The organism is Streptomyces lusitanus (genome assembly GCF_042647945.1).
Classification (GTDB): domain Bacteria; phylum Actinomycetota; class Actinomycetes; order Streptomycetales; family Streptomycetaceae; genus Streptomyces; species Streptomyces pseudogriseolus.
This window is the reverse complement of the sequence record NZ_JBHRWL010000021.1, coordinates 93,416-117,657: the sequence shown is the minus strand read 5'-3', so window position 1 is coordinate 117,657 and position 24,242 is coordinate 93,416. Positions and strand designations below refer to the sequence as shown.

Genomic DNA, 24,242 nt, shown 5'->3' with positions numbered 1-24,242 from the left:
CCTCACCTTCCTTTGTCAGAAGCATTGACGAACCACCGGCCCGCTCCTACGGTCATCCGCGTCGTACTTCGTACGTCATATATGAGACGCGATACGCGAGATCCGATACGCGATCCGACGCGAGATCCGAGAGGCGCGCATGACCTCTGTGCCCACGCCGATCCCCTCCCGCACGCAGTACGTGCTGGAGGAGATCAAACGCCGCATCCTCACCGGCCGGCTGACCCCCGGCCAGGCCCTGGTCGAGACCGACCTCGCCGCGCAGTTCGGGGTGTCCAAGACCCCGGTGCGGGAGGCGCTCAAGACTCTCGCCGGCACCGGACTGGTGGTGATGAGCCAGTACAAGGGCGTCACGGTGCGCATGGTCGACGCGGACATGGCGCGCGAGGTCTACGACGTGCGGCTGCTGCTCGAGCCGGAGGCGCTCCGGCGCGCCGTGCGCCGCGGCGCCTCCCTTGACGACGCCCGCGAGGCGCTGACCCGTGCCGACGGGGCCACCGACACCGCCGAACGCTCCCTCGCCAACCGCGAGTTCCACCGCGCCCTCTACCTGCCCTGCGGCAACCCGCTGCTCGGCCGCATGCTGGACGAGGTCCGCGACCAGGCCGCCCTGGTCTCCGCGGTCGCCTGGGCCGCCGACCCGTCCTGGGAGCGGGAGGCCGACGAGCACCGCGTGATCCTCGACCTGGCCCTCGCCGGGGACGCGGACGGCGCCGCGCGCGCCCTGCACGCGCACATCGCGTCCTTCGTCCGACGCGCCTTCCCCGAGGCGGAGTTCGAGACCGAGTCCGCGGCGGAGCGGGAATCCCGGAAGGACGGTCAGGCATGACGACCACGTCTCCCACCCGGACGCGCGCACCTCGCACGGCCGGGCTCCCGTCGTTCGAGGCGCAGCGCGCGGCCCTCGCCGGCGTGGTGGCGATCCCCGTCACCCCGTTCGCCGAGGACGGCTCCGTCGACCCGGACACCTACCGGGCGCTGCTGCGCCGCCTCCTCGACGGCGGCATCACCACCCTCACCCCGAACGGCAACACCGGCGAGTTCTACGCCCTCACCCCCTCAGAGCGGCGGCTCGTCGCCGAGCTGACCGTCGAGGAGGCAGGCGACCGGGCCGCGATCCTGGTCGGGGTGGGCCACGACGTGCCCACCGCGGTCGCCTCCGCGCGCCACGCCCGCGACCTCGGCGCGCAGATGGTGATGGTGCACCAGCCCGTCCACCCGTACGTGTCGCAGAGCGGCTGGGTCGACTACCACCGGGCCATCGCCGAGGCGGTGCCCGAGCTGGGCGTCGTCCCCTACCTGCGCAACGCGCAGCTCACCGGAGCCCGGCTCGCCGAACTCGCCGACGCCTGCCCCAACGTGATCGGCGTGAAGTACGCGGTGCCGGACGCGGCCCGGTTCGCCGCGTTCGCCCGCGACGCGGGCCTGGAACGGTTCGTGTGGGTGGCGGGGCTCGCCGAGCCGTACGCCCCCTCGTACTTCTCGGCCGGGGCGACCGGCTTCACCTCGGGCCTGGTCAACGTCGCCCCGTCCGTGTCGCTGGCCATGCTGGAGGCGCTGCGCTCCGGCGACTACCCGACCGCGATGAAGGTGTGGGAGCAGATCCGCCGCTTCGAGGAGCTGCGCGCCGCCAACGGCTCCGCCAACAACGTCACCGTCGTCAAGGAGGCCCTCGCCTCCCTCGGGCTGTGCCGCCGCGAGGTCCGCCCGCCCAGCAGGCCGCTGCCCGAGAGCGAGCGCGCCGAGGTCGCCGCCATCGCCGCCGGATGGTCGATATGAAGTCACCCGAAGAGCTCCGCAGCCACCAGTGGTACGGCACGGACGGCCTGCGCTCCTTCAGCCACCGCGCCCGCACCCGGCAGCTCGGTTATCTGCCCGAGGAGCACCTGGGCAAGCCGGTCGTGGCGATCCTCAACACCTGGTCCGACATCAACCCCTGCCACGTCCACCTGCGCGACCGCGCGCAGGCCGTGAAGCGGGGCGTGTGGCAGGCGGGCGGTTTCCCGCTGGAGTTCCCGGTCTCCACCCTCAGCGAGACCTTCCAGAAGCCGACCCCCATGCTCTACCGCAACCTCCTCGCCCTGGAGACCGAGGAGCTGCTGCGCTCCTACCCGGTCGACGGGGCCGTGCTGTTGGGCGGCTGCGACAAGTCGACGCCCGCCCTGCTGATGGGCGCCGCGAGCGCCGGACTGCCCGCCGTGTTCGTGCCCGCCGGGCCCATGCTGCCGGGGCACTGGCGGGGCGAGACCCTCGGTTCCGGGACCGACATGTGGAAGTACTGGGACGACAAGCGGGCCGGCGTCATCGGCGACTGCGAGATGCAGGAACTGGAGAGCGGCCTGGCCCGTTCGCCCGGCCACTGCATGACCATGGGCACCGCGTCCACGCTGACCGCCGCCGCCGAGGCGCTCGGCGTCACCGTGCCGGGCGCGTCCAGCATCCCGGCGGTCGACTCCGGGCACGACCGGATGGCCGCGAAGGCCGGCATGACGATCGTCGACCTGATCCACAAGGGCCGCACGATCGGCGACATCCTCACCGCGGACGCCTTCGAGGACGCGGTCACGACCGTCCTCGGGCTCGGCGGCTCCACCAACGCCGTCATCCATCTGATCGCCATGGCCGGACGCGCGGGCGTGCGGCTCACCCTCGACGACTTCGACCGCATCGCCCGCACCGTCCCCGTGCTCGCCAACGTACGGCCGGGCGGACGGACATACCTGATGGAGGACTTCCACTTCGCGGGCGGGCTGCCCGGGTTCCTCTCCCGGATCCCGGACCTGCTGCACCTGGACCGTCCCACCGTCTGCCACGACACCCTGCGCGAGCAGCTCGCCGGCGCGCGGGTGCACGACGACGACGTGATCCGGACCCGCGACAACCCGGTCGCGGCCGAGGGCGGGGTGGCCGTGCTGCGCGGCAACCTCTGCCCTGACGGCGCCGTCATCAAGCACATCGCCGCCGAGCCGCACCTGCTCAAGCACACCGGTCCCGCCGTCGTCTTCGACGACTACAAGCAGATGCAGCGGACCATCGACGACCCGGCGCTGAACATCACCGCCGACAGCGTGCTGGTGCTGCGGGGCGCCGGACCCAAGGGCGGTCCGGGCATGCCCGAGTACGGCATGCTGCCCCTGCCCGGCCACCTGCTCAAGCAGGGCGTACGGGACATGGTGCGGATCTCCGACGCCCGGATGAGCGGCACGAGTTACGGCGCCTGCGTGCTGCACGTCGCCCCCGAGTCGCACGTCGGCGGACCGCTCGCGCTGGTGCGCACCGGCGACCCGATCACCCTCGACGTCGAGAACCGCACCCTCACCCTCGACGTGGACGACGAGGAACTGCGCCGCCGCCGCGCGGAGTGGACGCCGCCGCCCGCGCGCTACGAACGCGGCTACGGCGCGCTCTACCTCGACCAGATCACCCAGGCCGACACCGGCTGCGACTTCGAGTTCCTCGCCCGGCCGGGCGCCGTCCAGGACCCGTACGCGGGCTGATCCGCCCTCCCCGGGCGGACCGGGCTCCCGCACACCCGTGCAGAAAGCGCTTCCTGCCAAGCGCCCCCCGGATCGGCCCAGGCACCCCGCACAGCACGACGTACCGAGAAACGGAGAACAGTCATGGCCCAAGCCGCAGCCGTGGCGAAACCGCCCGCGCCACCGAGGCGGCGCCGTGCCTCCGCCGCACCCCGCCGACTGCCCTACCTGCTGATCGCGCCGGCCGCCCTGCTCATGCTGGGGTTCATCGCGTACCCGGTGCTCAGCGTCTTCTACTACAGCCTGCGGGACTACAACCCCACCAAGCCCTGGCGGAACGGCTTCGCGGGACTGGACAACTTCACCCGCATCTTCACCGACGACCCCCTCTTCCGGGACACCCTCGTCTTCAGCGCCAAGTGGGTGTTCGTCGAGGTCGGTCTCCAGCTGCTGTTCGGGCTCGCCCTCGCCCTCGTCGTCAACCAGACCTTCGTCGGCCGGGCCCTCGGCCGCGCGCTGGTGTTCTCCCCGTGGGCCGTCTCCGGCGTGCTGACCTCCGCGATCTGGGTGCTGCTCTACAACTCCCAGACCGGCATCACCCGTTACCTCGCGGACATGGGCATCGGCGAGTACGGGGTGAGCTGGCTGTCGGACACCTCCACGGTGTTCCCCGCCGCGGTCGTCGCCGACCTGTGGCGCGGCGTGCCCTTCTTCGCGATCCTCATCCTCGCCGACCTCCAGTCCGTCTCCAAGGACCTGTACGAGGCCGCCGAGGTGGACGGCGCCAGCCGCTTCAAGCAGTTCTGGCACATCACGCTGCCGCACCTGAAGGACGCCATCATCCTCTCCACGCTGCTGCGCGCCGTGTGGGAGTTCAACAACGTCGACCTGCTCTACACGCTGACCGGCGGCGGACCCGCCGGCACGACCACCACGCTGCCGCTGTACATCGCCAACACCTCCGTCGACGCCCACGACTTCGGCTACGCGTCGGCCCTGACCACGGTGGCGTTCGTGATCCTGCTCTTCTGCTCGACGGTCTACCTGCGGCTGAGCAAGTTCGGAGGCGAGAAGTGATCACCAAGGAGGCCACCGCGGCCGCCCCCGCCCCCGCGCCGGCCGTCCCCGAGCCGCCCCGGCCGGCCAAGAGGCGCCGGGCCTGGGACGAGGCGCCCCGCTGGCAGATCTACCTGCCGCTCGGCATCTACCTCGTCTTCACCCTCATCCCCTTCTACTGGATCCTGCTGTTCGCGCTCCGCCCGGCCGGCTCCACCTCGCTGGTGCCCTGGCCGATGACCGGCGCCCACTTCGAGAAGGTGTGGACCGACCGCGGCTTCGCCACCTTCTTCCAGAACAGCGTGCTGGTCGGTGTCGCCACCCTGATCATGACCACCCTGGTCGCCCTGGCCGGCGGCTACGCCCTCGCCCGGTTCGACTTCAGGATCAAGCGCGGCTTCATGCTCGCCCTGCTCTGCTCGCAGTTCGTGCCCGGCGCGCTGCTCCTCGTCCCGCTGTTCGAGATCTTCGCCGAGCTGCGGATGATCAACTCGCTCGGCAGCGTCATCCTCGCCGAGACGGTGTTCCAGCTGCCGCTGTCGATGATCCTGATCAGCAACTTCATCAAGAACGTGCCGTACTCGCTCGAGGAGGCCGCCTGGGTCGACGGCTGCGACCGGTTCCGGGCGTTCCGGGTGGTCGTCCTGCCGCTGCTGCGGCCCGGTCTGATCGCCGTCGGCTCCTTCGCCTTCGTCCACTCCTGGAACCACTTCCTGTTCGCCCTGATGTTCCTCAACAACCAGGAGAAGCAGACCATCCCGGTCGGCCTCAACACCCTGATGAGCGCGGACAGCGTCGACCTCGGCGCGCTCGCCGCGGGCGGCATCGTCGCGGCCGTCCCCGTCGTGATCGTGTTCGCCTTCATCCAGAAGTGGCTGATCACCGGCTTCAGCGCGGGGGCGGTGAAGGGATGACGTCCGCGCCCGTTCCCGTCGTCCTCGCCGGCGCCCGCGGCCACGGCCGCCGGCACCTGGAGAACATCCGCCGCCTCCAGGCGAAGAACCTGGCCCGGCTCGTGGGCATCTGCGAGCTCACCCCGCTCACCGAGGACGAGTGCGGCGGTGAACTCCCCGAGCAGTCACCTGACTTCGGCGCGCTGCTCGACTCCACCGGCGCCCGCGCCGCGGTCATCTGCACCCCCATCCCCACCCACACCCCCCTCGCCCTCACCGCGGCCGAGCGGGGCGTGCACCTGCTGCTGGAGAAGCCCCCGGCGCCCTCCTACGCCGAGTTCCGCCGGATGGCCGACGGGGTCGCCGCGGCCCGGGTGGCCTGCCAGATCGGCTTCCAGTCGCTCGGCTCGCACGCCGTGCCCGCGATCCGCGAGCTGATCGCCGAGGGCGCCGTCGGCCGGGTGACGGGGATCGGCGGGGCCGGCGCCTGGGTGCGCGACGAGGCGTACTTCCGCCGCGCGCCCTGGGCGGGCCGCCGGCGGCTGGACGGCGCCGACGTCGTCGACGGGGCGCTCACCAACCCCCTCGCGCACGCCGTCGCCACCGCCCTCGCGCTGGCCGGCAGCATCCGCGCCGAGGACGTCGCCGGCATCGAGACCGAGCTGCTGCGCGCCAACGACATCGAGTCCGACGACACCTCCTGCGTCCGCGTCACCACCGTCCAGGGCGGTTCGGTCACCGTCGCCGCCACCCTGTGCGCGGAGCACGACGGCGAGCCGTACGTGGTGGTGCACGGCACGAGCGGCCGTATCACCTTCTGGTACAAGCAGGACCGCGTCCTGCTCCAGCGCGCCGGCCACGGCCCCGAGGAACTCCGCTTCGGCCGCACCGACCTGCTGGAGAACCTCCTCGCCCACCTCCACGACGGCACCGGCCTGCTCGTCACCCCCGACGACACCGGCGCCTTCATGCGGGTCGTCGAGGCCGTCCGCTCCGCCCCCGACCCGGCCCCGCTGCCCGACGACGCCTGGCACCGCGTACCCGGCGAGGACCGCCGGGTGGTGCCCGGCATCGACGCCCTGGTCGCGGCCGCCGCGGAGAGCCTGTCCCTCTACTCCGAGCTGGGCGCCCCCTGGGCCCGTCCCGTCCACCACCATCCGCCGAAAGAGGTGAGCCCCCGATGACCGGCAACGACTCCGTGGTGCTGCGCGTCGCCGGACGGCCCGTCGGCCGGTACGTCACCCGGCCCGAACTGCCCGCCCGGCTCTCCCCGCGCCCCTACCTGCACCCCGTCACCACCCTGGCCGGCACGGCGGTCACCGAGCTGAGCCCCGCCGACCACACCCACCACCTCGGCGTCGGTGTCGCCGTTCCCGACGTCGAGGGGTTCAACTTCTGGGGCGGACGCACCTTTGTCCGCGACCAGGGGCCGACCGAGCTGGACAACCACGGCGCCCAGCGGCACACCGCCTACCACCGGCGCGAGGCCGACGGCTTCACCGAGGAGCTGCGCTGGGTGGCCGCGCCCGGCGAACTGCTCCGCGAGCGGCGCACGGTCACCGCGACCGCGCTCACCGACAGTGCGTGGGCCCTGGATCTCGCCTTCGCCCTCACCAACGTCTCCGGACGCCCGCTGTCCGTCGGCAGCCCCGCCACCAACGGCCGCCCCGGCGCCGCCTACGGGGGCTTCTTCTGGCGGGCCCGCAAGGAGGACGCGGCGCCCGGGGTGTTCACCGAGACGGCCGACGGCACGGACGCGGTGCACGGTCACACCGCAGACTGGGTCGCCCTGGCCGGCTCCGCCTGGACCCTCGTCCTCGCCGCGGCCACCGAGGCGACCCGCCGGGACCCGTGGTTCGTGCGCACCGAGGAGTACCCCGGTGTCGGCTCCTCCCTCGCGCACGACGCGCGGCTGCCCGTCCCGCCCGGGGAGACGGTGGAGCGCCGGGTCGTCACCGTCGTCGCCGACGGCCGCCTGGACCGCCGGGAGGCGGCGGCCCTGGCCGCCAAGGCGGTGAGCGCATGAGCGCCGCCCCCGGCGACCCCGTCTACCGCAACCCGGTCCTCGACGCCGACTGGTCCGACCCCGACGTGATCCGCGTCGGCGACGACTTCTACCTCACCGCCTCCAGCTTCGGCCGCGTCCCTGGGCTGCCCCTGCTGCACTCCCGCGACCTGGTCAACTGGACCCTCGTCGGACACGCTCTCGAACGCCTCGAACCCGAGGGCGAGTTCGCCGTCCCCCGGCACGACTGCGGGGTGTGGGCCCCCGCCCTGCGCCACCACGACGGCCGCTTCTGGATCTTCTGGGGCGACCCCGACCAGGGGATCTTCCAGGTCAACGCGCCCGAGATCCGCGGCCCGTGGACCCGCCCCCACCTGGTCAAGGCCGGCAAGGGACTGATCGACCCCTGCCCGCTGTGGGACGACGAGACCGGCGAGGCGTACCTCGTCCACGCCTGGGCCAAGTCCCGCTCCGGCGTCAAGAACCGGCTCACCGGCCACCGGATGCACCCGCACGGCACCGAACTTCTCGACGAGGGCAAGGTGATCGTCGACGGCGACCGCGTCCCCGGCTGGTTCACCCTCGAAGGGCCCAAGCTCTACCAGCACGACGGCTGGTTCTGGATCCTCGCCCCCGCCGGGGGAGTGGAGACCGGCTGGCAGGGCGCCTTCCGCTCCCGCGCCTTCTTCGGCCCGTACGAGGAGAAGGTGGTCCTGGAGCAGAAGGACACCGACGTCAACGGCCCGCACCAGGGCGGCTGGGTGCGCACCCCGTCCGGCGAGGACTGGTTCCTGCACTTCCAGCAGCGCGGCGCCTACGGCCGGGTGGTCCACCTCCAGCCGATGCGGTGGGACGGTGGGGGCTGGCCGGTGATCGGGGACGACGGCGCGCCCGTCGCCTGGCACCGCCGCCCCGACCTGCCGCCGCAGCCGCCCGCCGCGCCCGCCACCGACGACGACTTCCCCGGCGGACGCCCCGGCCGCCAGTGGCAGTGGACCGCCAACCCCCGGGACGGCTGGGCCACCCACCACTTCGCCGACGGGTTGCGCCTCACCTGCGTCCGCACCGCCGACGCGCACGATCTGCGCGCCCTGCCGAACGTCCTCACCCAGCGGCTGCCCGGCGCCCCGTGCACCGTCGAGGTGGACCTGCGGCTCGACGACGGCGAACCCGGGGCTCGCGCCGGGCTCGCGGTGCTCGGGGACGCCTACAGCTGGATCGGACTCGAGCGCGGCCCGGACGGCACGGTGCGGCTCGTGCACCGGTTCGCCGAGCCGGCCGCCGACCACGAACGGGACGCCGCGCCCCCGCGCCCCGCCCCCGGCGGCCGGGCCCGGCTGCGCGTCGACATCGGCGCCGGCGCGCGCTGCCGCTTCTCGTACGACACCGGAGACGGCGCCGGGGAGGGCTTCCGCCCCTCCGGCCAGGTCTTCGCCGCGACTCCCTGGCGCTGGGTCGGTGCTCTGCTCGGCCTGGTCGCCCTGGCGCCCACCGGTCAGGGACACGCCGGTACCGCCACGTTCACGCAGTTCAGGATCCGTATCCAGGAGAAGAGAGCCGACCGATGAAGATCAGCATTCTCGGAAGAAGCACGGACAGAGGGCGCCGCGGCAGGACGTCTGTGGCCGTCGCCCTGGGAGCGGTCCTGGCGCTGACCGCCACCGCCTGCGGGGACGACGGCAGCGGCTCGGGCGACGGCGCCGAGGGCAGCGGCACGGGAAAGATCGTCTTCTGGGACAACAACGGCGGTGTCCGCACCGACATCTGGAAGGAGATCATCGCCGACTTCGAGAAGAAGAACCCGGACATCGACGTCGAGTACGTCGGCATCGCGTCCACCGAGTACCAGTCGAAGGTGGACACCGCGATCCAGGGCGGCGGGCTGCCGGACGTGGGCGGCATCAGCGCGTCGATGCTCGCGGGCTTCGCCGCCCAGGGCGCGCTGGAGCCGCTGGACGAGCGGCTGGAGGGCTCGTCCCTGAACGGCAAGCTCAACAAGGACATGATCGAGTCGCTGCGGGCGGCCGGCGGCGGGGACGACCAGCTGTACTCCGTGCCGACCTCCGCCAACAACGGCGTCCTGTACTACCGCACCGACATGTTCGAGAAGGCGGGTCTGGAGGAGCCGACCACCTGGGACCGCTTCTTCGACGCGGCAGAGAAGCTCACCGACAAGGGCAGCAACCGCTTCGGCTACACCATCCGCGGCGGCGCCGGCTCCATCGCCCAGGCCCTCGACGCCATGTACGGTCAGTCCGGCATCACCTCGTTCTGGGACTCCACGGGCAAGAGGACCACGGTCAACGACCCGCGGAACGTCAAGGCGCTGGAGCGGTACGCGGCGCTGTTCAAGAAGGTCACCCCTGCCGCCGACCTCAACAACGACTTCACCAAGATGGTCGCGCAGTGGGACTCCGGCGAGATCGGGATGCTGAACCACAACCTCGGCTCGTACCAGGACCATGTGAAGGCGCTGGGCACGGAGAAGTTCCGGGGCATCCCGCAGCCGGTCGGCCCGGGCGGCAAGCGGGTGCAGGTCTCCAACCCGGTCGACGGCATCGGCCTGTTCAAGAGCTCCAAGAACAAGGACGCGGCCTGGAAGTTCATCGAGTTCGCGGCCTCCGCGCAGTCGAACTCGAAGTTCAACGAGTCGGCGGGGCAGGTGCCGGCGCACGCGGACGCGGCGAAGGACGCGTGGATCGCGAAGGCGGAGCCGACGAAGCTGGCGGCGCAGGCGCTGTCGGACGGGTCCACGACCATCGTGCAGCTGCCGTACTACCTGCCGGACTGGAACACCGTCTCGAAGGCGGACAACGAGCCGAACTTCCAGAAGGTGCTGCTGGGGGACATGAGCGCGAAGTCCTTCCTGGACGGGCTCGCCGAGCAGCTGAACGAGGCTCAGGCCGAGTGGGACGAGCAGATGGGTTGATCCCGGTTCGGGGGCGGCCTGTGGTTGTTCGGCTGCCGGCCGTCCCCGGCTGGGCGCGCAGTTCCCCGCGCCCCTGAGGGGCGCTTCACATCCCCGCGAACAGGAGAGCCGCACCATGGACAGATCAAAATGGCATGGACATGCCAGGCGCGTCGGTGTTCCGGCCGGCTGCGCCGCCCTCGTGCTGGCCCTGACCGGTACCGCCGCGCAGGCCCGCACCCCCGCGCACCACGACCCCGCCCGCCGGACCCTGCCCGCGGGCGACGGCTGGGCCTCCTACGGCACGGGCACCACCGGAGGCGCCGCCGCCGACGCCGCGCACGTCCGGACCGTGACCGACTGGGCCCAGTTCACCGCCGCGCTCGCGGAGGGCGGGGACGCCCCGAGGATCATCAAGGTGAAGGGCGTCATCGACGCCGTCGCCGACGGCTGCGACGCGCTCGCCGTCCCCGGCTACGACTTCGACGCCTACCTGGAGACCTACGCCCCCGAAACCTGGGGCCTGGAGCGGGACCTCACCGGCGAGCCCGACGACAGCCCCGAGGGGCTGCGCCGCGCCTCCGCCGCCCGTCAGGACGCGACGGTCAAGGTGAACGTCCCCTCCGACACCACGATCATCGGCGTCGGCCGCAACGCCGCGATCAAGGGCGCCAGCCTCCAGATCAAGGACGTGGACAACGTCATCGTCCGCAACCTCACCCTGGAGAGCCCCGTCGACTGCTTCCCGCAGTGGGACCCCACCGACGGCGACCGCGGCAACTGGAACAGCGAGTACGACACCGTCGTCGTGCACGGCTCGACCCATGTGTGGCTGGACCACAACACGTTCACCGACGGCGCGCACCCCGACAGCGCCGCCCCCACCCACTTCGGCATGCTCTACCAGCAGCACGACGGCGAGCTGGACATCGTCAAGGGCGCGAATCACGTCACCGCCTCCTGGAACGTCTTCACCGAGCACGACAAGACGATCCTCATCGGCAACAGCGACAGCGAGTCCACCGCCGTGGGCGACCGGGGCAAGCTGAAGGCGACCTTCCACCACAATCTGTTCGAGGACCTCACCGAGCGCACCCCGCGCGTCCGGTTCGGGCAGGTCGACGTCTACAACAACCACTTCGTGGCCGGCTCCGGGTACGGCTACAGCTTCGGCGTCGGCAAGGAGTCCCAGCTCGTCGCCGAGCACAACGCGTTCACCCTGCCCCGGGGCGTCAGCCCGGCGAAGGTCCTCAAGCGGTGGAACGACGCCCCGCTCACCGCCCGGCACAACCTCGTCAACGGCCGCCCGGTCGACCTGATCGCCGTGCACAACGCGGAGATCCCCGAGGAGGCCCTGCGCTCCGGCGCCGGCTGGACGCCCACCCTGCGCACCTCCGTGCACCCCGCGTGGGCCGTGCCCGCCCTGGTCGCCCTCGGCGCGGGCGCCGGCCGCGCCCGCTGACCCGCGCGCCGTCCCAGGCCGCCGGTGCGGTCCGCCCCCACTGCGGACCGCACCGGCTCACCCCACGCGTCCCCACAAGGAGCCCTCGTATGCCCTCGCACCTGTCCCGGAGGAACGTCCTGCTGGCCGGCGCCGCGGCCGGCTCCGCCCTCGCCCTGGCCGCCGCACCGGCCCACGCGCACCGCCCGCCGCCCCGCCCCTTCGGCCGCTACGGCTCGCCGTCCGCGCGGCTCACCCCCGCCACCCTCTACGTCCACCCGCGCGGCGCCGGCGACTTCACCGGCCTCCAGGCCGCCGTCGACGCCGCCACCGGCACCGGACGCACCCTCGTCATCGCCCCCGGCGTCTACCGCGAGACCGTCTCCGTCCCCGCCGACCGCACCGGCATGACCTGGCTCGGCGCCTCCGAGGACCCCCGTGACGTGGTCGTCGTGTACGACAACGCCGCCGGCACCCCCAAGCCCGACGGCTCCGGCACCTACGGCACCTCCGGGTCGGCCACCACCACCCTGCGCCCCGACGGCTTCACCGCCCGCCGAATCACCTTCGCCAACGACTGGCTGCGCGCCGACCACCCCGGCATGACCGGCACCCAGGCCGTCGCCGTCAAGGTCATGGGCGACCGCAGCGCGTTCCTCCACTGCCGGTTCCTCGGCCACCAGGACACCCTCTACGCCGACACGGCGTCCCTGGACACCGTGGCCCGCCAGTACTTCGCGCACTGCTACGCCGAGGGCGACGTCGACTTCGTCTTCGGCCGGGCCACCGCGGTGTTCGAGGACTGCGACTTCCGCACACTGACCCGCCCCGACCTGACCTCCGCCCCGTTCGGCTTCGTCTTCGCGCCCTCCACCGCCGTCACCACCCCGCGCGGCTTCCTGGTCACCCGGAGCAGGATCAGCGGCGAGGTCCCCGACGGTCACTACAAGCTGGCCCGCCCCTGGGTGCCCAGCTCCGACCCGACCGCGCGGCCCATGCTCACCGTGCGCGACACCCGCCTCGGCCCCGGCATCGACGCCGTCGCGCCCTACACGAACATGGCGAGCGGCCACCCCTGGCAGGACCAGCGGTTCGCCGAGTACCGCAACACCGGACCCGGCGCCGTCATCACCGTCCCGGCCAACCGGCCCCAGCTCAGCCCCGCCCAGGCCGTCGCGCACACCCGCCAGGCCTGGCTCGGCGACTGGCGGCCCCGGGCATGACCTCCCTGCCCGGAATGCCCGGACTGCCCGGACTGTGCGGACCGCCCGGACCGCCCGGCCTGCTCGACGCGCTCAAGGACGACCTGACGTTCCCGCTCGCCTGGGGGACCTCACCCGTCCGCGACCCCGCGCGCTGGCGCCGGGCGGCCCGGGCCGCGGTGGAGGACGCGCTCCTCGTCCCCGCCGAACCCGCCCTGCCCTTCGACCCCGTGCATGTCCCCGGGCCCGAAGGGGACGGCTACGCGCGCGAGTCGGTGACCGTCACGCTCACCCGCCGCACCCGCGCCCGCGGCGTCCTCCTCACCCCGCACGGCACCGGACCCTTCCCTGGCGTGCTGCTGCTCCACGACCACGGCTCCCGCTTCGACATCGGCAAGGAGAAGTGCGTCCGCCCGTGGTACGACGACACCCGGCTCGCCTCCGCCGAGGAGTGGGCCGGGCGCCACTTCGACGGCCGCTTCCCCGGCGACGAACTCGCCCGCCGCGGGCACGTCGTGCTCTGTCTCGACGCCCTCGGCTGGGGCGAACGCGGCCCGCTCGCGTACGAGGACCAGCAGGCGCTCGCGAGCACCCTCTACCAGCTGGGCTCCTCCCTCGCCGGACTGCACGCCCGCGAGGACCAGCGCGCCGCCGCCTTCCTCGCGGGGCTCGACCGGGTGGACGCCCGCCGGGTCGCCGCCGCCGGCTGGTCCATGGGCGGCTTCCGCGCCTGGCAGGTTGCCGCGCTCAGTGACCACGTAACCGCCGCCGCGAGCGTCTGCTGGATGACCGGGCTGAAACAGCTGCTGGTGCCGGGCAACAACACGCTGCGCGGCCAGTCGGCGTTCCACATGCTGCACCCCGGACTCGCCCGCCATCTCGACCTCCCCGACGTGGCGGGCATCGCCGCGCCCAAGCCGATGCTGTTCCTCCACGGCGGGCGCGACCCCCTCTTCCCCGCCGACGGCGTACGGGCCGCGTACGACAGGCTGCGCACGGTCTGGCGGGCCTGGGACGCCGAGGACCGGCTGCGGCTCGAGGTCCGGCCCGGACACGGCCACACCTTCGACTCCCCGATGCAGGACGAGACGTACGCCTGGCTGGACTCCGTGCTCCACGCCTGACGCACCCCGCGCGTGACGCACCCCCCGTGCGAGGGCCCGGACCGTGTCCGGCCGGCCGGTATGCCAATCCGTCACACGAAGCACACCGGAACGACGTACGGCACGGGCACAATCCAGCCAGCGTTCCCCAGATCATCATCTCCCGCTCATCGAGGAGCAGTTGCATGTCCGAGGCGCAGAAGACGGCCGGCCGGCAGGACGCCGGGCCGTCCACGGTGACGGGTGCCGACCGGTTCTTCCGGATCACCGAACGAGGCTCGACGTTCGGCCGGGAGATACGCGGCGGCTTCGCCACCTTCTTCACGATGGCCTACATCCTCGTGCTCAACCCGCTCATATTGGGCAGCGCGAAGGACAAGTTCGGTGAGCAGCTCGACCCCGTGCAGCTCACCACCGCCACCGCCCTGGTGGCCGCCGTGATGACGATCGTCATGGGCGTCGGCGGCAACCTGCCGCTCGCCCTGGCCGCCGGGCTCGGCCTCAACGCGGTCGTCGCCTTCCAGCTCGCCCCGCTGATGAGCTGGGACGACGCGATGGGCCTGATCGTGCTGGAGGGCCTGCTCATCTGCGTCCTGGTGGTGACCGGGCTGCGCGAGGCGGTCATGCACGCCATCCCGCAACAGCTGAAGCAGGCCATCAGCGTCGGCATCGGCCTGTTCATCGCCCTGATCGGCTTCGTCGACGCCGGGTTCGTCACCCGCATCCCGGACGCCGCCAACACCACCGTGCCGGTCCAGCTCGGCAGCACCGGCACCCTCGCCGGCTGGCCGATGCTGGTGTTCTGCCTGGGCGTGCTGCTCACCGTCGGCCTGCTCGCACGCAAGGTGCGCGGCGCCATCCTCATCAGCATCGTCACCATGACCGTCGTCGCGCTCGTCGTCAACGCGCTCGCCGACGTCAAGACCTGGGGCCTGACCACCCCGGAGTGGCCCGACAAGGTGGTGGACGCCCCCGACTTCGGCCTCCTCGGCCAGTTCAGCCTGTTCGGGGCGTTCGGCCAGGTGGGCGTGGTCACCGTCGTGCTGCTGGTGTTCACCCTGATCCTGTCCGACTTCTTCGACACCATGGGCACCGTCGTCGGCGTCAGCGCCGAGGCGGGCCTGCTGGACGAGGACGGCAAGGTGCCCGGCCTCGGCAAGGTCCTGCTGATCGACGGCGCCGCGGCCGTCGCGGGCGGCGCCGCCTCCGCCTCCTCGGCGACCTCCTACATCGAGTCGGCGGCCGGCGTCGGCGAGGGCGCCCGCACCGGCTTCGCCAACCTGGTCACCGGCTCGCTGTTCGGGCTCGCGCTGTTCCTCACCCCGCTGCTCACCATCGTCCCGCTCCAGGCCGCCGCCCCCGCCCTGGTCGCCGTCGGGTTCCTGATGATGACCCAGGTCCGGCACATCGACTGGGACCGGTACGAGATCGCCATCCCGGCGTTCCTGACCATCGCCGTGATGCCGTTCACCTACTCCATCACCAACGGCATCGGCGCCGGCTTCCTCGCCTACGTCCTCGTCAAGACGGTGCTGGGGCGCGCCAAGGAGGTCCACTGGCTGCTGTGGGGCGCCTCGGCGCTGTTCCTGGTCTACTTCGCGATCGACCCGATCGAGCAGCTGCTCGGCGTCTGACCGCCGCACACCACCGCGGGCCGCCCCCTTCGCGTACCGGGGGCGGCCCGCAGGCGCTTCCTCTTCGGCTCAGTCCCGGAGCGCGGCCTTCATGGTCTCCCGCGCGATCGGGGCGGCCAGGCCGTTGCCGCTGACCTCCGAACGCTCCGCGTCCGACTGCTCCACCAGCACCGCCACGGCCACCTTCTTGCCGTTGGACTCGGACTCCGCGTACGAGGTGAACCAGGCGTACGGCGTCTTGCTGTTGTTCTCGCCGTGCTGCGCCGTGCCGGTCTTGCCGCCCACCGTGGCGCCGGACAGCTGCGCGTTGGTGCCCGTGCCCGCGTCCACCACCGTCTGCATCGCCGACCGCAGCTGCTCGGCGGTCGAGGAGCTGACGATCCGCCGCGTGGAGGCGTCCTCGTCGTGGTCCTCCAGCACGTCGCCGCCGCTGTCGGTCACCCGGGACACCATGTGCGGCGACACCAGCTCGCCGTCGTTCGCGAGCGCCGCCGACACCATCGCGATCTGCAGCGGCGTCGCCGTCACGTCGAACTGGCCGATGCCGCTGAGCGCGGTCTGCGCCTCGTCCATGTCCGAGGGGTACACGCTGGCGTAGGCGCGCACCGGCACGTCCTGCTCGTCGTCGTTGAAGCCGAACTTCTCGGCCATGTCGCGCACCTTGTCCTGCCCCAGGTCGACGGCCATCTTCCCGAAGACGTTGTTGCAGGAGTACTGGAGCGCCACCCGGATCGAGGCGTTCTCGCAGGGCGCGTCCGGGTTCTCGTTGCCGAGGTTCCTCTCCGTGCCCGGCAGCGGGTAGGGGTCGGGGCTGTCGGTGCGCTCGTCCACCGAGGAGTACCGGCCGTCCTCCAGCGCGGCGGCCGCCACCACCAGCTTGAACGTCGAGCCGGGCGGCAGCGGCTGGCGCAGCGCCCGGTTGGTCAGCGGCTTGTCCGGGTCGTCGTTCAGCCGCGTCCAGGCCTCGCCGGCGGTGTTGGCGTCGGTCAGCGCCGCCGGGTCGTAGGACGGGGTGGACACGGCGGCGAGGATCCGGCCGGTCTCCGGGTCGATGGCGACCGCGGCGCCCTTCTTGTCGCCCAGCGCCTGGTACGCGGCCTTCTGCACGGCCGGGTCGACGGTCGTCACCACGTCCCCCGGGGCCGCCCGCCCGTTGGTCACCGTATCCGTCACCGTCCTCAGCCGGGGGTCGGTGCCGTTGAGCACGTCCGCGTAGATGCCCTCGAGCTGGGTCGGCGCGTAGGCCTGCGAGGCGTAGCCGGTCACCGCCGCGTACAGCGGACCGTCCGTGTAGGTGCGCTTGTACGCGAGGTCGCTCCCCTTCGTCCGCGCCGAGCCGGTGATCTGCTCACCGCCCACGACGATGTTCCCGAGCGGCTCCGCGTACGTCTCGATCGCGTTGCGCCGGTTGTCGTTGTCGTCCGCCAGTGCCCGGCCCTCGTAGAACTGCACCCAGGTCGCCCGCACCAGCAGGGCGAACACCAGGAGCAGGGTGAAGACGGAGGCACGCCTGATCGTCCTGTTCATCGCGTCCGGACAGACGAACGGCAGGCGTCGGAACGTTCCCGTCCGCCCGGATTCTCACCTGCCGTTCATACAGCGCCCCGCCCGGCGTGAGCCCGCTCACCCGCGCGGCCGGGGGAGGGCCGCGTCAGCGCTCCAGGGACAGCACCAGCTCGTCCGTCTCCGCGCCGCGCCCCGCCGCGTACCCACGGGCCTTCCCGGTGACCTCGAAGCCGCACATGCGCAGCACCCGCAGCGAGCCCGCGTTGTCGGCGGCCACGCGCGCGTACAGCGGGCGCTCGGTCACCTCCGCCAGCAGGGCGCGCAGCGCGGCCGTGGCGATGCCCTTGCCCCAGTAGGCGCGGTCGATCCAGTACGTCACCTCGCGCTCGCCCGCCTCGCCGTAGACGGACACGCTGCCCACCACGTCGCCGTCCGCCAGCACGGTGCGCGCCACGATCTCGGGGGAGCTGCGGATGTGCGCCCACTTCGCGTCGAAGCGGTCCCGGTCGGCCGGGTCCTCGGGCGTGAAGGCCGCCATCCGCAGCGACTCGGGGTCGTTGAACTGGCGGAAGAAGACGGGCAGGTCGCTGTCGTGCACCGGGCGCAGGGCGATGTCCACGGGTCAGAGCCTCCGGGTGGCCAGGGTCAGCCGGTCGCGGGCGTCGAACAGGGCGTCCTTCACCATCTGTTCGTGGGCGGGGGTGAGCCGGGCCACCGGGACCGAGCAGCTGATGGCGTCCCGGGCGGGCGTGCGGTACGGGATGGCCACGCCGAAGCAGCGCAGCCCCAGGGTGTTCTCCTCGCGGTCCACGGCGAAGCCCTGCTCCCGCACCTGGTGCAGCTCCTCGATGAGCTTCTCCCGGTCGGTGATCGTGTTCTCGGTGAGCGCGGGCAGCGTCTCGGGGAGCATCTTGCGCACCTGCTCGTCCGAGTACGTGCTCAGCAGCGCCTTGCCCAGCGACGTGGAGTGCGCGGGCAGCCGGCGTCCGACCCGGGTGAAGGGGCGCAGGTAGTGCTGGGACTGGCGGGTGGCGAGGTAGACGACGTTGGTGCCGTCCAGGCGCGCCAGGTGGATCGTCTCGGTGGTGTCGTCGGAGAGCCGGTCCAGCGTGGGCCGGGCCGCCGCGACGACCTCGTCGCCGTCGATGTACGAGGTGCCCACCAGCAGCGCCCGCACGCCGATGCCGTACCGGGTGCCCGTCGCGTCCGTCTCCACCCAGCCGAGGTCGACGAGCGTGCGCAGCAGCATGTACAGGCTTGACTTGGGGTAGCCGACGGCCTCCTGGACCGCCGCCAGGGAGTGCATCCCGGGGCGCCCGGCGAAGTATTCGAGCAGTTCAACGGTCCGCACCGCGGACTTGACCTGCGCCCCGCCGCCCGTCTCGCCAGCCGACATCGCCCTTGACCCCTTCGTTCGCCGGGAAATACTCTCCGAAGCGCATTCACCCACAGAGACAGTGTTCAGTATATCGAACACCCGCCTTGGGTGACGTACATACTGCGGCATTGCATGCGGCATTCAAGTGGAGGGACCCGCGGTGGCAGCAGCACCAGTCTGGAGTGTCGACCCCCGAACCGGGAAGCAGCGTGAACAGGTTGCGGTGGAGGCCACAGCCCAGGAGGTGGACGCCGCCGTCCGGGCCGCCCACGACGCCCGCGAGGCGCTGACCGACCGCACCGTCCGTGCCGCCTTCCTGCGCTCCGCCGCCGACGAACTCGAGGCGGCCCGCGACCGGCTGGTCGAGGCCGCCGACGCCGAGACCGCGCTCGGCCCGGTCCGGCTCACCGGCGAACTCGCCCGCACCTGCTACCAGCTGCGCGCCTTCGCCGGCATCGTCGAGGAGGGCGCCTTCCTCGACGTCGTCATCGACCACCCCGACGACACCGCCACCCCGCCCGTGCCCGACCTGCGCCGCTACAAGATTCCGCTGGGCGTCGTCGCCGTCTACTCCGCGTCCAACTTCCCGTTCGCCTTCTCCGTGGCCGGCGGCGACACCGCGAGCGCGCTGGCGGCCGGCTGCCCGGTCGTCGTCAAGGCCCACCCCGACCACCCCGCGCTGTCGGAGCTGGTCGCCAAGGTGATCCGGCGGGCCGCCGCCCGGCACCAGGTGCCCGACGGCGTGCTCGGCCTGGTGCACGGCTTCGACGCCGGCATCGAGCTGATCCGGCACCCGCTGGTCGCGGCGGCCGGCTTCACCGGCTCGGTGCGCGGCGGCCGCGCCCTCTTCGACGAGGCCGCCGCCCGGCCCGTCCCCATCCCCTTCCACGGCGAACTCGGCTCGCTGAACCCGGTCCTGGTCACCGAGGCCGCCGCCGCCGAGCGCGGCGAGGCCATCGGCGCCGGACTGGCCGGCTCGATGACGCTGGGCGTCGGCCAGTTCTGCGTGAAGCCGGGCCTGGTCCTCGCCCCGGCCTCCGCGGCCGGCGACGCCCTGCTGAAGTCCCTGACGGACGCGGTCAGCGACACCGACCCCGGCGTCCTGCTCGACCACCGCATGCGCGACAACTTCCTCGCCGGCGTCACCGAGCGCACCCAGCTCCCCGACGTGGAGTCCCCGGTGACCGCGGGCGCGGGCGGCGAGCACACCGTCAGCGCCGGCTTCCTCACCGTCCCGGCGGAGCGGCTGACCCGCGAGGGCGCGCACGACCTGCTGCTGGAGGAGTGCTTCGGACCGGTCACCGTGGTGGCCCGCTACACGGACGAGGCCCAGGTGCGACAGGTGCTGTCGAGGCTCCCCGGCAACCTCACCGCGACCGTGCACGTGTCCTCCGAGGAGGCGGCCGGTCAGGGCCGCGGCGCCGAACTGGTGCGGGACCTCACCCCGCTGGCCGGACGCGTGCTGGTGAACGGCTGGCCGACCGGCGTCGCCGTCGCCCCCGCCCAGCACCACGGCGGCCCCTACCCGGCGACCACCTCCACGTCCACCTCCGTGGGCGGCACGGCGATCGAGCGGTGGCTGCGGCCCGTCGTCTACCAGGGCGCCCCGGAGGCGCTGCTGCCGCCGGAGCTGAGGGACGACAACCCGCTCGGGCTGCCCCGCCGCTTCAACGGCCGCCTGGAGCGCTGACCCGCGCTCACCCGCCGGCCGGCTCCAGGCCCGCGTCCCGGGCCAGGAGCGCGGCCTGCACCCGGTTGTCGCAGTCCAGCTTGGCCAGGATCCGGCTGACGTACGTCTTCACCGTGGCCTCGCTCATGTGCAGCCGGGCCCCGGCGTCCGCGTTGGACAGGCCCTCCCCGAGCAGCGCCAGCACCTGGAGCTCCCGCTCGGTGAGCGCGGACAGGCGGCGGCGGGCCTCCTCGCCGCGCGCGGTCGCGGCCGGCGAGGCCAGGGTGTCCACCACGTGCCGGGTGGCGGCCGGGGAGAGATAGGCGTTGCCGGCCGCCGCCGCGCGGACCGCGTGGATCAGCTCCTGCGGCGCGGAGTCCTTCAGCAGGAACCCGGCGCCGCCGTGGCCCAGCGCCCGCAGCACGTTCTCCCGCTCCCCGAACGTGGTCAGGATCAGCACCCGCACCCCCGGCGCCGCCCGGCCCATCTCGGCCAGCGCGGTCAGCCCGTCCATCACCGGCATCTGGATGTCCAGCAGCGCCACGTCGACGGCGGTCGAGCGTGCGGTCTCCACCGCCTCCCGGCCGTCCCGCGCCTCGGCGACGACGTCGATGTCGTCGGCCGAGGTGAGGATCATCCTGATGCCGGCCCGGATGAGCGGCTCGTCGTCGGCGACCAGGACCCGGATCACGCGGCCTCCTGCGCGGTGCGGTGGGACGGGCGGACGGCGGTGCCGTGCCATCATGCCCGATCCCCCCGCCGGCCCGGAGCCGGCCGCCCGTCAGATCTCGTGCGGGTAGGACTCCTTGGCGACCAGCTTCCCGTCGCGGAAGCAGAACCGGTACACGATGTCCTTCTCGTCGTCCACGAAGTGCTCGCACACCGCGTCCTGCGGCAGCGGCGGGCCCTGCTTCTCCACGCCGTCGGTGAGGATCGAGCCGCCCTCCGGGAACTTCTCGCGCAGGCCGGCCTCGGCGTCGCCGACGCGTGCCTCCTCGTACACGCTCGCCGGTATGACGCCCTTCTCCACCTCGTCGACCAGCTTGCCCACCCCCCACACCAGCAGGGTGACGGTGCCGGCGACGAGGGCGACGGAGACGAGGGCGCAGCCCAGGGCGACGTTCTTCTTGCTGCTCATGATGGCGGCGTACTCCTTCGGGTCGGAGCGGTCGATGTCCGCTCCACCGTCGCCCGCGCCGCCCGCCCCGGTCTGCCCCCGAAAGTCGCCGCCCGGCGCGACGGACGTCGCGTCCTCACGGCCGGCGGGCGAGCCGCCGTCGCCGTACGGCAGCACCCCGGCGACGCGGAAGCCGCCGTCGGGCGAGGGGCCGCTGTGCACCATGCCGCCGACCAGCCGGGCCCGCTCCCGCAGTCCCGCCAGGCCCTGGCCGCCGCTGACCGCGGGCGGCGCCGCGGGCGCCCCGTCCGGCACCGGCCCGTTGGCCACCTCCACCACCAGGCTGTCCGGTTCGTAGCGCAGCTCCACGGTCATCGGGGCGCCCGGCGCGTGCTTGTGCGCGTTGGTGAGGCCCTCCTGCACGATGCGGTACACCGCGTGGTCCGCGGCCGGGGCGAGCGGCCGCTCCTCGCCCGAGCGGCGCAGCTCCACCGGGGCGCCCGCGCTCCTGGACGACGCCACCAGCGCGTCCACCCCGGCCGCGCCCCGGGCGGGCGGCGCCCCGGACGCCTCCGGTCCGGGGCCGGGAACGGGCGCGGGCGGCTCCTCGGCGTCGTCCCGGAGGATGCCGACGGCCTCGCGCAGCTCCCGCATCGCCGACCTGGCGGCCTCCCGCAGAATGCCCACCCCCTCCCGCGGCCGGTCGCCGAGCTCCGGGTCCACCTCCAGCGCCCCCGCGTGCACGGCGATCAGGGCGAGCTGGTGGCCGAGGCTGTCGTGCATGTCCTGGGCGATGCGCTGCCGCTCCAGCAGCCGCGCCTGCCGCGCCACCATCGCCCGCTCGCGCACCAGTTGGGCGTTGTGCCGGCGCAGCGCCTCCAGCAGGTCACGGCGCTGGGCGCGGTACCGGGAGGCGAGCCCCGGCACGACCGCCAGCACCAGATAGGGGCCCGCGCCCAGCGCCGCCGTCATCAGCAGCGACAGCTCCAGCGCTTCGCCCCCGCCCTCGAGCAGACCGCGCGCGACGTACAGCGCCATCCCGGCGGCGTACGCGCCGGCCGCGCGCCAGGGACGCCTGATGCGGCTGCCCGCCGACCAGCTCACGTAGATCAGCAGCGGGCCGGCCCCGAGGACCGAGCCGGCCAGGGCCGACGAGACGACGAGCACGGTGGCGGGCAGCGCGCGCCGGGCCAGGGACAGCAGCCCGACGAGCAGGGCCAGCGCCCAGCCCTTCGCGGGGGATCCGCTCTCCGTGGCGTACGCCGCTCCCGCGATGCCGGCGAGCACGACGAGCAGCACGCTCTCCCCGGCGACCCGGCCGCGCGACCAGGGGGAGGCGGCGGCCAACCGGGACAGCAGGGGACGGGCGGGGCGGGAGATCTGCGCTGTGTCCACGCGCCCGACCCTAGGGTCCCGCACCGGGGCGCCGGCATCCTCCCTCCGTAGCGGGGCCGGACGACCAAAGTGAACGGCGTCCGTCAACATCCGTGTGCTCTTCGGTCGTTGGGGACCGCGACGTCCGGAGACTGCGCCCCCGCGGCCCGCCCGGCGACGATGGCGGCGCCGATGCGGACCCCCGCCGGCGAGCGCCGGACGGCTCCGACGGCCCGGTCCTCGCCTGCACCGAGCGGAGACGGTTCTTCTTCGACCGGAACCTGACCTTCTACACCGACGCCTCCCAGCGCCTGGTCGCGTTCACCGTCGAGCAGCGCACCGCGCCGGGCGACGGCTTCGACCTGCTAAACCGGAGGGCACGCCGATCGGCTCCCTCCGCGAGAGGGTCCTCGCCTCGCTGGTCCGCTCCACCTGGGTGATGCGGCAGCCGGGCGCGCCCGACGCCGTCGGACGGGAGCGCAACCGGTTCGTGGCCGTGCTGCGCAGGGCCCGGGACGTGCTGCCGCTGGAGCCGGTGCCGTTCGCCTGGCCCTATCACTTCGACTTCGAGACGGACGGCAAGCCGGTGATGACGGTCGAGCAGAGGATCGCCCTGCGCGACCGCCACCTGGTCGAGGCGACCGCCCCCGGCCTCGACCCGCGGCTCGCCGTCGCCCAGGCGGTCGCCCTCGACACCTACCAGGGCCGCTGACCGGGACCGGGTGCGCCGACCGGGACCGGGTGCGCGGGCCGGGGCGGCGCCTGGGACAATCCCGCCATGGACCTGGACATACCCGAACTCCCCTTCCCGCTGCGGACCTACGGCCCCGACGGCTCCTGGTCCTACGAGGACGGCGTCCTCACCGGATGGGCGGGACCCCGGCAGGACCGCTTCGTGCCGCCCACCGGCGAGTCCCTGGAGCCCGCCGCCGACGCCCCCCGGCTGCTCGGCGCGCCCGAGGGCGACTTCCAGCTGATCGCCCGCGTCACGGTCGGCTTCGCCGGCAGCTTCGACGCCGGGGTGCTCTACGTCCACGTCGGCGAGCGCGCCTGGGCCAAGCTGTGCCTGGAGTACTCCCCGGACGTGCCCACCGTCTGCACGGTCGTCACCCGGGGCCACTCCGACGACGCCAACTCCTTCACCGTGGACGGCAAGACCGTCTGGCTGCGGGTGAGCCGCACCGGGCGCGCCTTCGCCTTCCACGCCTCCCGCGACGGCAAGCAGTGGACCTTCGTCCGTCTGTTCACGCTCGGCGACGAGAAGGAGACGGGCGCCGCCCTGGTCGGGTTCGCGACGCAGTCGCCGATCGGGGAGGGGTGCGTGGTGACCTTCGACCACCTCGAGTACCGGCCGCACTGGCCGCCGGACCTGCGCGACGGCAGCTGAGCGAAACCTGCCCGCACGGGGAATGCCGCCGGTTGCTTGAACGTTCACCGGTTTGCGGAGGGCGTCTCCGCAGCCGTGCCGACCCTGGAGAGA

21 protein-coding genes are annotated in these 24,242 nt (G+C 72.9%); 16 read left to right on the top strand and 5 right to left on the bottom strand.

From position 1 onward, the window contains the following. The first annotated feature begins 139 nt into the window (after nucleotides 1-139). The 13 genes from ACFOSY_RS27990 (at nucleotide 140) to ACFOSY_RS27930 (ending at nucleotide 15,718) form a co-directional block, all read left to right on the top strand. Nucleotides 140-829 carry a GntR family transcriptional regulator gene (locus tag ACFOSY_RS27990; RefSeq protein WP_394311950.1) on the top strand — a complete coding sequence of 230 codons (690 nt, stop codon included), beginning with the start codon at nucleotides 140-142 and terminating at the stop codon, nucleotides 827-829. Continuing rightward, complete coding sequence (locus tag ACFOSY_RS27985; RefSeq protein WP_394311948.1) at nucleotides 826-1,779, top strand: dihydrodipicolinate synthase family protein; 954 nt, start codon at nucleotides 826-828, stop codon at nucleotides 1,777-1,779. The genes ACFOSY_RS27990 and ACFOSY_RS27985 overlap by 4 nt, the downstream gene beginning before the upstream one ends. Next, nucleotides 1,767-3,497, top strand: a complete 1,731-nt coding sequence (gene araD, locus ACFOSY_RS27980) for an L-arabinonate dehydratase (protein WP_394311945.1) — start codon at nucleotides 1,767-1,769, stop codon at nucleotides 3,495-3,497. Before ACFOSY_RS27985 ends, araD begins: the two co-directional genes overlap by 13 nt. Nucleotides 3,498-3,620: 123 nt before the next feature. Beyond that, nucleotides 3,621-4,553: a carbohydrate ABC transporter permease gene (locus ACFOSY_RS27975; RefSeq protein ID WP_394311939.1), complete on the top strand. Its 933-nt coding sequence runs from the start codon at nucleotides 3,621-3,623 to the stop codon at nucleotides 4,551-4,553. Then, nucleotides 4,550-5,446: a carbohydrate ABC transporter permease gene (locus ACFOSY_RS27970; protein WP_394311937.1), complete on the top strand. Its 897-nt coding sequence runs from the start codon at nucleotides 4,550-4,552 to the stop codon at nucleotides 5,444-5,446. The genes ACFOSY_RS27975 and ACFOSY_RS27970 overlap by 4 nt, the downstream gene beginning before the upstream one ends. Continuing rightward, nucleotides 5,443-6,609 (top strand): Gfo/Idh/MocA family protein, encoded by a 1,167-nt coding sequence (locus tag ACFOSY_RS27965; RefSeq protein WP_394311935.1) that lies wholly within the window; start codon nucleotides 5,443-5,445, stop codon nucleotides 6,607-6,609. The genes ACFOSY_RS27970 and ACFOSY_RS27965 overlap by 4 nt, the downstream gene beginning before the upstream one ends. Beyond that, nucleotides 6,606-7,451, top strand: coding sequence for a DUF6807 domain-containing protein (locus ACFOSY_RS27960; protein WP_394311933.1), 846 nt, complete (start codon nucleotides 6,606-6,608; stop codon nucleotides 7,449-7,451). The genes ACFOSY_RS27965 and ACFOSY_RS27960 overlap by 4 nt, the downstream gene beginning before the upstream one ends. Further along, entirely contained in the window at nucleotides 7,448-8,998 is a 1,551-nt protein-coding gene (locus ACFOSY_RS27955; protein ID WP_394311931.1) for a glycoside hydrolase family 43 protein, read from the top strand. Before ACFOSY_RS27960 ends, ACFOSY_RS27955 begins: the two co-directional genes overlap by 4 nt. Then, complete coding sequence (locus ACFOSY_RS27950; RefSeq protein ID WP_394311929.1) at nucleotides 8,995-10,359, top strand: ABC transporter substrate-binding protein; 1,365 nt, start codon at nucleotides 8,995-8,997, stop codon at nucleotides 10,357-10,359. The genes ACFOSY_RS27955 and ACFOSY_RS27950 overlap by 4 nt, the downstream gene beginning before the upstream one ends. Before the next feature lie 115 nt (nucleotides 10,360-10,474). Then, nucleotides 10,475-11,800: a pectate lyase family protein gene (locus ACFOSY_RS27945; RefSeq protein ID WP_394311927.1), complete on the top strand. Its 1,326-nt coding sequence runs from the start codon at nucleotides 10,475-10,477 to the stop codon at nucleotides 11,798-11,800. An 89-nt stretch (nucleotides 11,801-11,889) separates the two neighbouring features. Beyond that, the gene (locus tag ACFOSY_RS27940; RefSeq protein ID WP_394311924.1) at nucleotides 11,890-13,002 is read left to right on the top strand and encodes a pectinesterase family protein; all 1,113 of its coding nucleotides are present in this window, start codon (nucleotides 11,890-11,892) and stop codon (nucleotides 13,000-13,002) included. 14 nt (nucleotides 13,003-13,016) lie between these two features. Further along, nucleotides 13,017-14,105 carry a dienelactone hydrolase family protein gene (locus tag ACFOSY_RS27935; RefSeq protein ID WP_394311922.1) on the top strand — a complete coding sequence of 363 codons (1,089 nt, stop codon included), beginning with the start codon at nucleotides 13,017-13,019 and terminating at the stop codon, nucleotides 14,103-14,105. A 164-nt stretch (nucleotides 14,106-14,269) separates the two neighbouring features. Then, nucleotides 14,270-15,718 (top strand): NCS2 family permease, encoded by a 1,449-nt coding sequence (locus ACFOSY_RS27930; protein WP_394311921.1) that lies wholly within the window; start codon nucleotides 14,270-14,272, stop codon nucleotides 15,716-15,718. Between the two features lie 69 nt (nucleotides 15,719-15,787). Here ACFOSY_RS27930 and ACFOSY_RS27925 read toward each other — a convergent pair whose 3' ends face one another. From ACFOSY_RS27925 to ACFOSY_RS27915, 3 genes are all read right to left on the bottom strand, one after another. Then, nucleotides 15,788-17,245, bottom strand: coding sequence for a peptidoglycan D,D-transpeptidase FtsI family protein (locus ACFOSY_RS27925; protein ID WP_394311917.1), 1,458 nt, complete (start codon nucleotides 17,243-17,245; stop codon nucleotides 15,788-15,790). A gap of 124 nt (nucleotides 17,246-17,369) precedes the next feature. Next, nucleotides 17,370-17,843: a GNAT family N-acetyltransferase gene (locus ACFOSY_RS27920; RefSeq protein WP_394311914.1), complete on the bottom strand. Its 474-nt coding sequence runs from the start codon at nucleotides 17,841-17,843 to the stop codon at nucleotides 17,370-17,372. Nucleotides 17,844-17,846: 3 nt separating this feature from the next. Then, complete coding sequence (locus ACFOSY_RS27915; protein ID WP_006132716.1) at nucleotides 17,847-18,620, bottom strand: IclR family transcriptional regulator; 774 nt, start codon at nucleotides 18,618-18,620, stop codon at nucleotides 17,847-17,849. A gap of 142 nt (nucleotides 18,621-18,762) precedes the next feature. Here ACFOSY_RS27915 and ACFOSY_RS27910 point away from each other — a divergent pair, with 142 nt between their 5' ends. Then, nucleotides 18,763-20,292: an aldehyde dehydrogenase (NADP(+)) gene (locus ACFOSY_RS27910; RefSeq protein WP_394311911.1), complete on the top strand. Its 1,530-nt coding sequence runs from the start codon at nucleotides 18,763-18,765 to the stop codon at nucleotides 20,290-20,292. 7 nt (nucleotides 20,293-20,299) lie between these two features. On the opposite strand, the gene ACFOSY_RS27905 is transcribed toward ACFOSY_RS27910, so the two are convergent. Next, a complete protein-coding gene (locus ACFOSY_RS27905) occupies nucleotides 20,300-20,962 on the bottom strand; it encodes a response regulator transcription factor (protein ID WP_394311910.1) in 663 nt (220 codons plus the stop codon). A gap of 90 nt (nucleotides 20,963-21,052) precedes the next feature. After that, on the bottom strand, nucleotides 21,053-22,783 hold the full coding sequence (locus ACFOSY_RS27900) for a sensor histidine kinase (protein ID WP_394311907.1): 1,731 nt from the start codon (nucleotides 22,781-22,783) through the stop codon (nucleotides 21,053-21,055). 418 nt (nucleotides 22,784-23,201) lie between these two features. On the opposite strand from ACFOSY_RS27900, the gene ACFOSY_RS27895 reads away from it, so the two are divergent. After that, nucleotides 23,202-23,474 (top strand): hypothetical protein, encoded by a 273-nt coding sequence (locus ACFOSY_RS27895; RefSeq protein ID WP_394311905.1) that lies wholly within the window; start codon nucleotides 23,202-23,204, stop codon nucleotides 23,472-23,474. A gap of 66 nt (nucleotides 23,475-23,540) precedes the next feature. After that, complete coding sequence (locus tag ACFOSY_RS27890; protein ID WP_225653374.1) at nucleotides 23,541-24,149, top strand: DUF1349 domain-containing protein; 609 nt, start codon at nucleotides 23,541-23,543, stop codon at nucleotides 24,147-24,149. Nucleotides 24,150-24,242 lie beyond the last annotated feature (93 nt).

Coding starts and splice junctions, on each gene's coding strand:
- ACFOSY_RS27990 (WP_394311950.1), top strand. CDS start 140: ATGACCTCTGTGCCCACGCCGATCCCCTCCCGCACGCAGTACGTGCTG.
- ACFOSY_RS27985 (WP_394311948.1), top strand. CDS start 826: ATGACGACCACGTCTCCCACCCGGACGCGCGCACCTCGCACGGCCGGG.
- araD (WP_394311945.1), top strand. CDS start 1,767: ATGGTCGATATGAAGTCACCCGAAGAGCTCCGCAGCCACCAGTGGTAC.
- ACFOSY_RS27975 (WP_394311939.1), top strand. CDS start 3,621: ATGGCCCAAGCCGCAGCCGTGGCGAAACCGCCCGCGCCACCGAGGCGG.
- ACFOSY_RS27965 (WP_394311935.1), top strand. CDS start 5,443: ATGACGTCCGCGCCCGTTCCCGTCGTCCTCGCCGGCGCCCGCGGCCAC.
- ACFOSY_RS27960 (WP_394311933.1), top strand. CDS start 6,606: ATGACCGGCAACGACTCCGTGGTGCTGCGCGTCGCCGGACGGCCCGTC.
- ACFOSY_RS27955 (WP_394311931.1), top strand. CDS start 7,448: ATGAGCGCCGCCCCCGGCGACCCCGTCTACCGCAACCCGGTCCTCGAC.
- ACFOSY_RS27950 (WP_394311929.1), top strand. CDS start 8,995: ATGAAGATCAGCATTCTCGGAAGAAGCACGGACAGAGGGCGCCGCGGC.
- ACFOSY_RS27945 (WP_394311927.1), top strand. CDS start 10,475: ATGGACAGATCAAAATGGCATGGACATGCCAGGCGCGTCGGTGTTCCG.
- ACFOSY_RS27940 (WP_394311924.1), top strand. CDS start 11,890: ATGCCCTCGCACCTGTCCCGGAGGAACGTCCTGCTGGCCGGCGCCGCG.
- ACFOSY_RS27935 (WP_394311922.1), top strand. CDS start 13,017: ATGCCCGGACTGCCCGGACTGTGCGGACCGCCCGGACCGCCCGGCCTG.
- ACFOSY_RS27930 (WP_394311921.1), top strand. CDS start 14,270: ATGTCCGAGGCGCAGAAGACGGCCGGCCGGCAGGACGCCGGGCCGTCC.
- ACFOSY_RS27925 (WP_394311917.1), bottom strand. CDS start 17,245: ATGAACAGGACGATCAGGCGTGCCTCCGTCTTCACCCTGCTCCTGGTG.
- ACFOSY_RS27915 (WP_006132716.1), bottom strand. CDS start 18,620: ATGTCGGCTGGCGAGACGGGCGGCGGGGCGCAGGTCAAGTCCGCGGTG.
- ACFOSY_RS27895 (WP_394311905.1), top strand. CDS start 23,202: ATGCGGCAGCCGGGCGCGCCCGACGCCGTCGGACGGGAGCGCAACCGG.
- ACFOSY_RS27890 (WP_225653374.1), top strand. CDS start 23,541: ATGGACCTGGACATACCCGAACTCCCCTTCCCGCTGCGGACCTACGGC.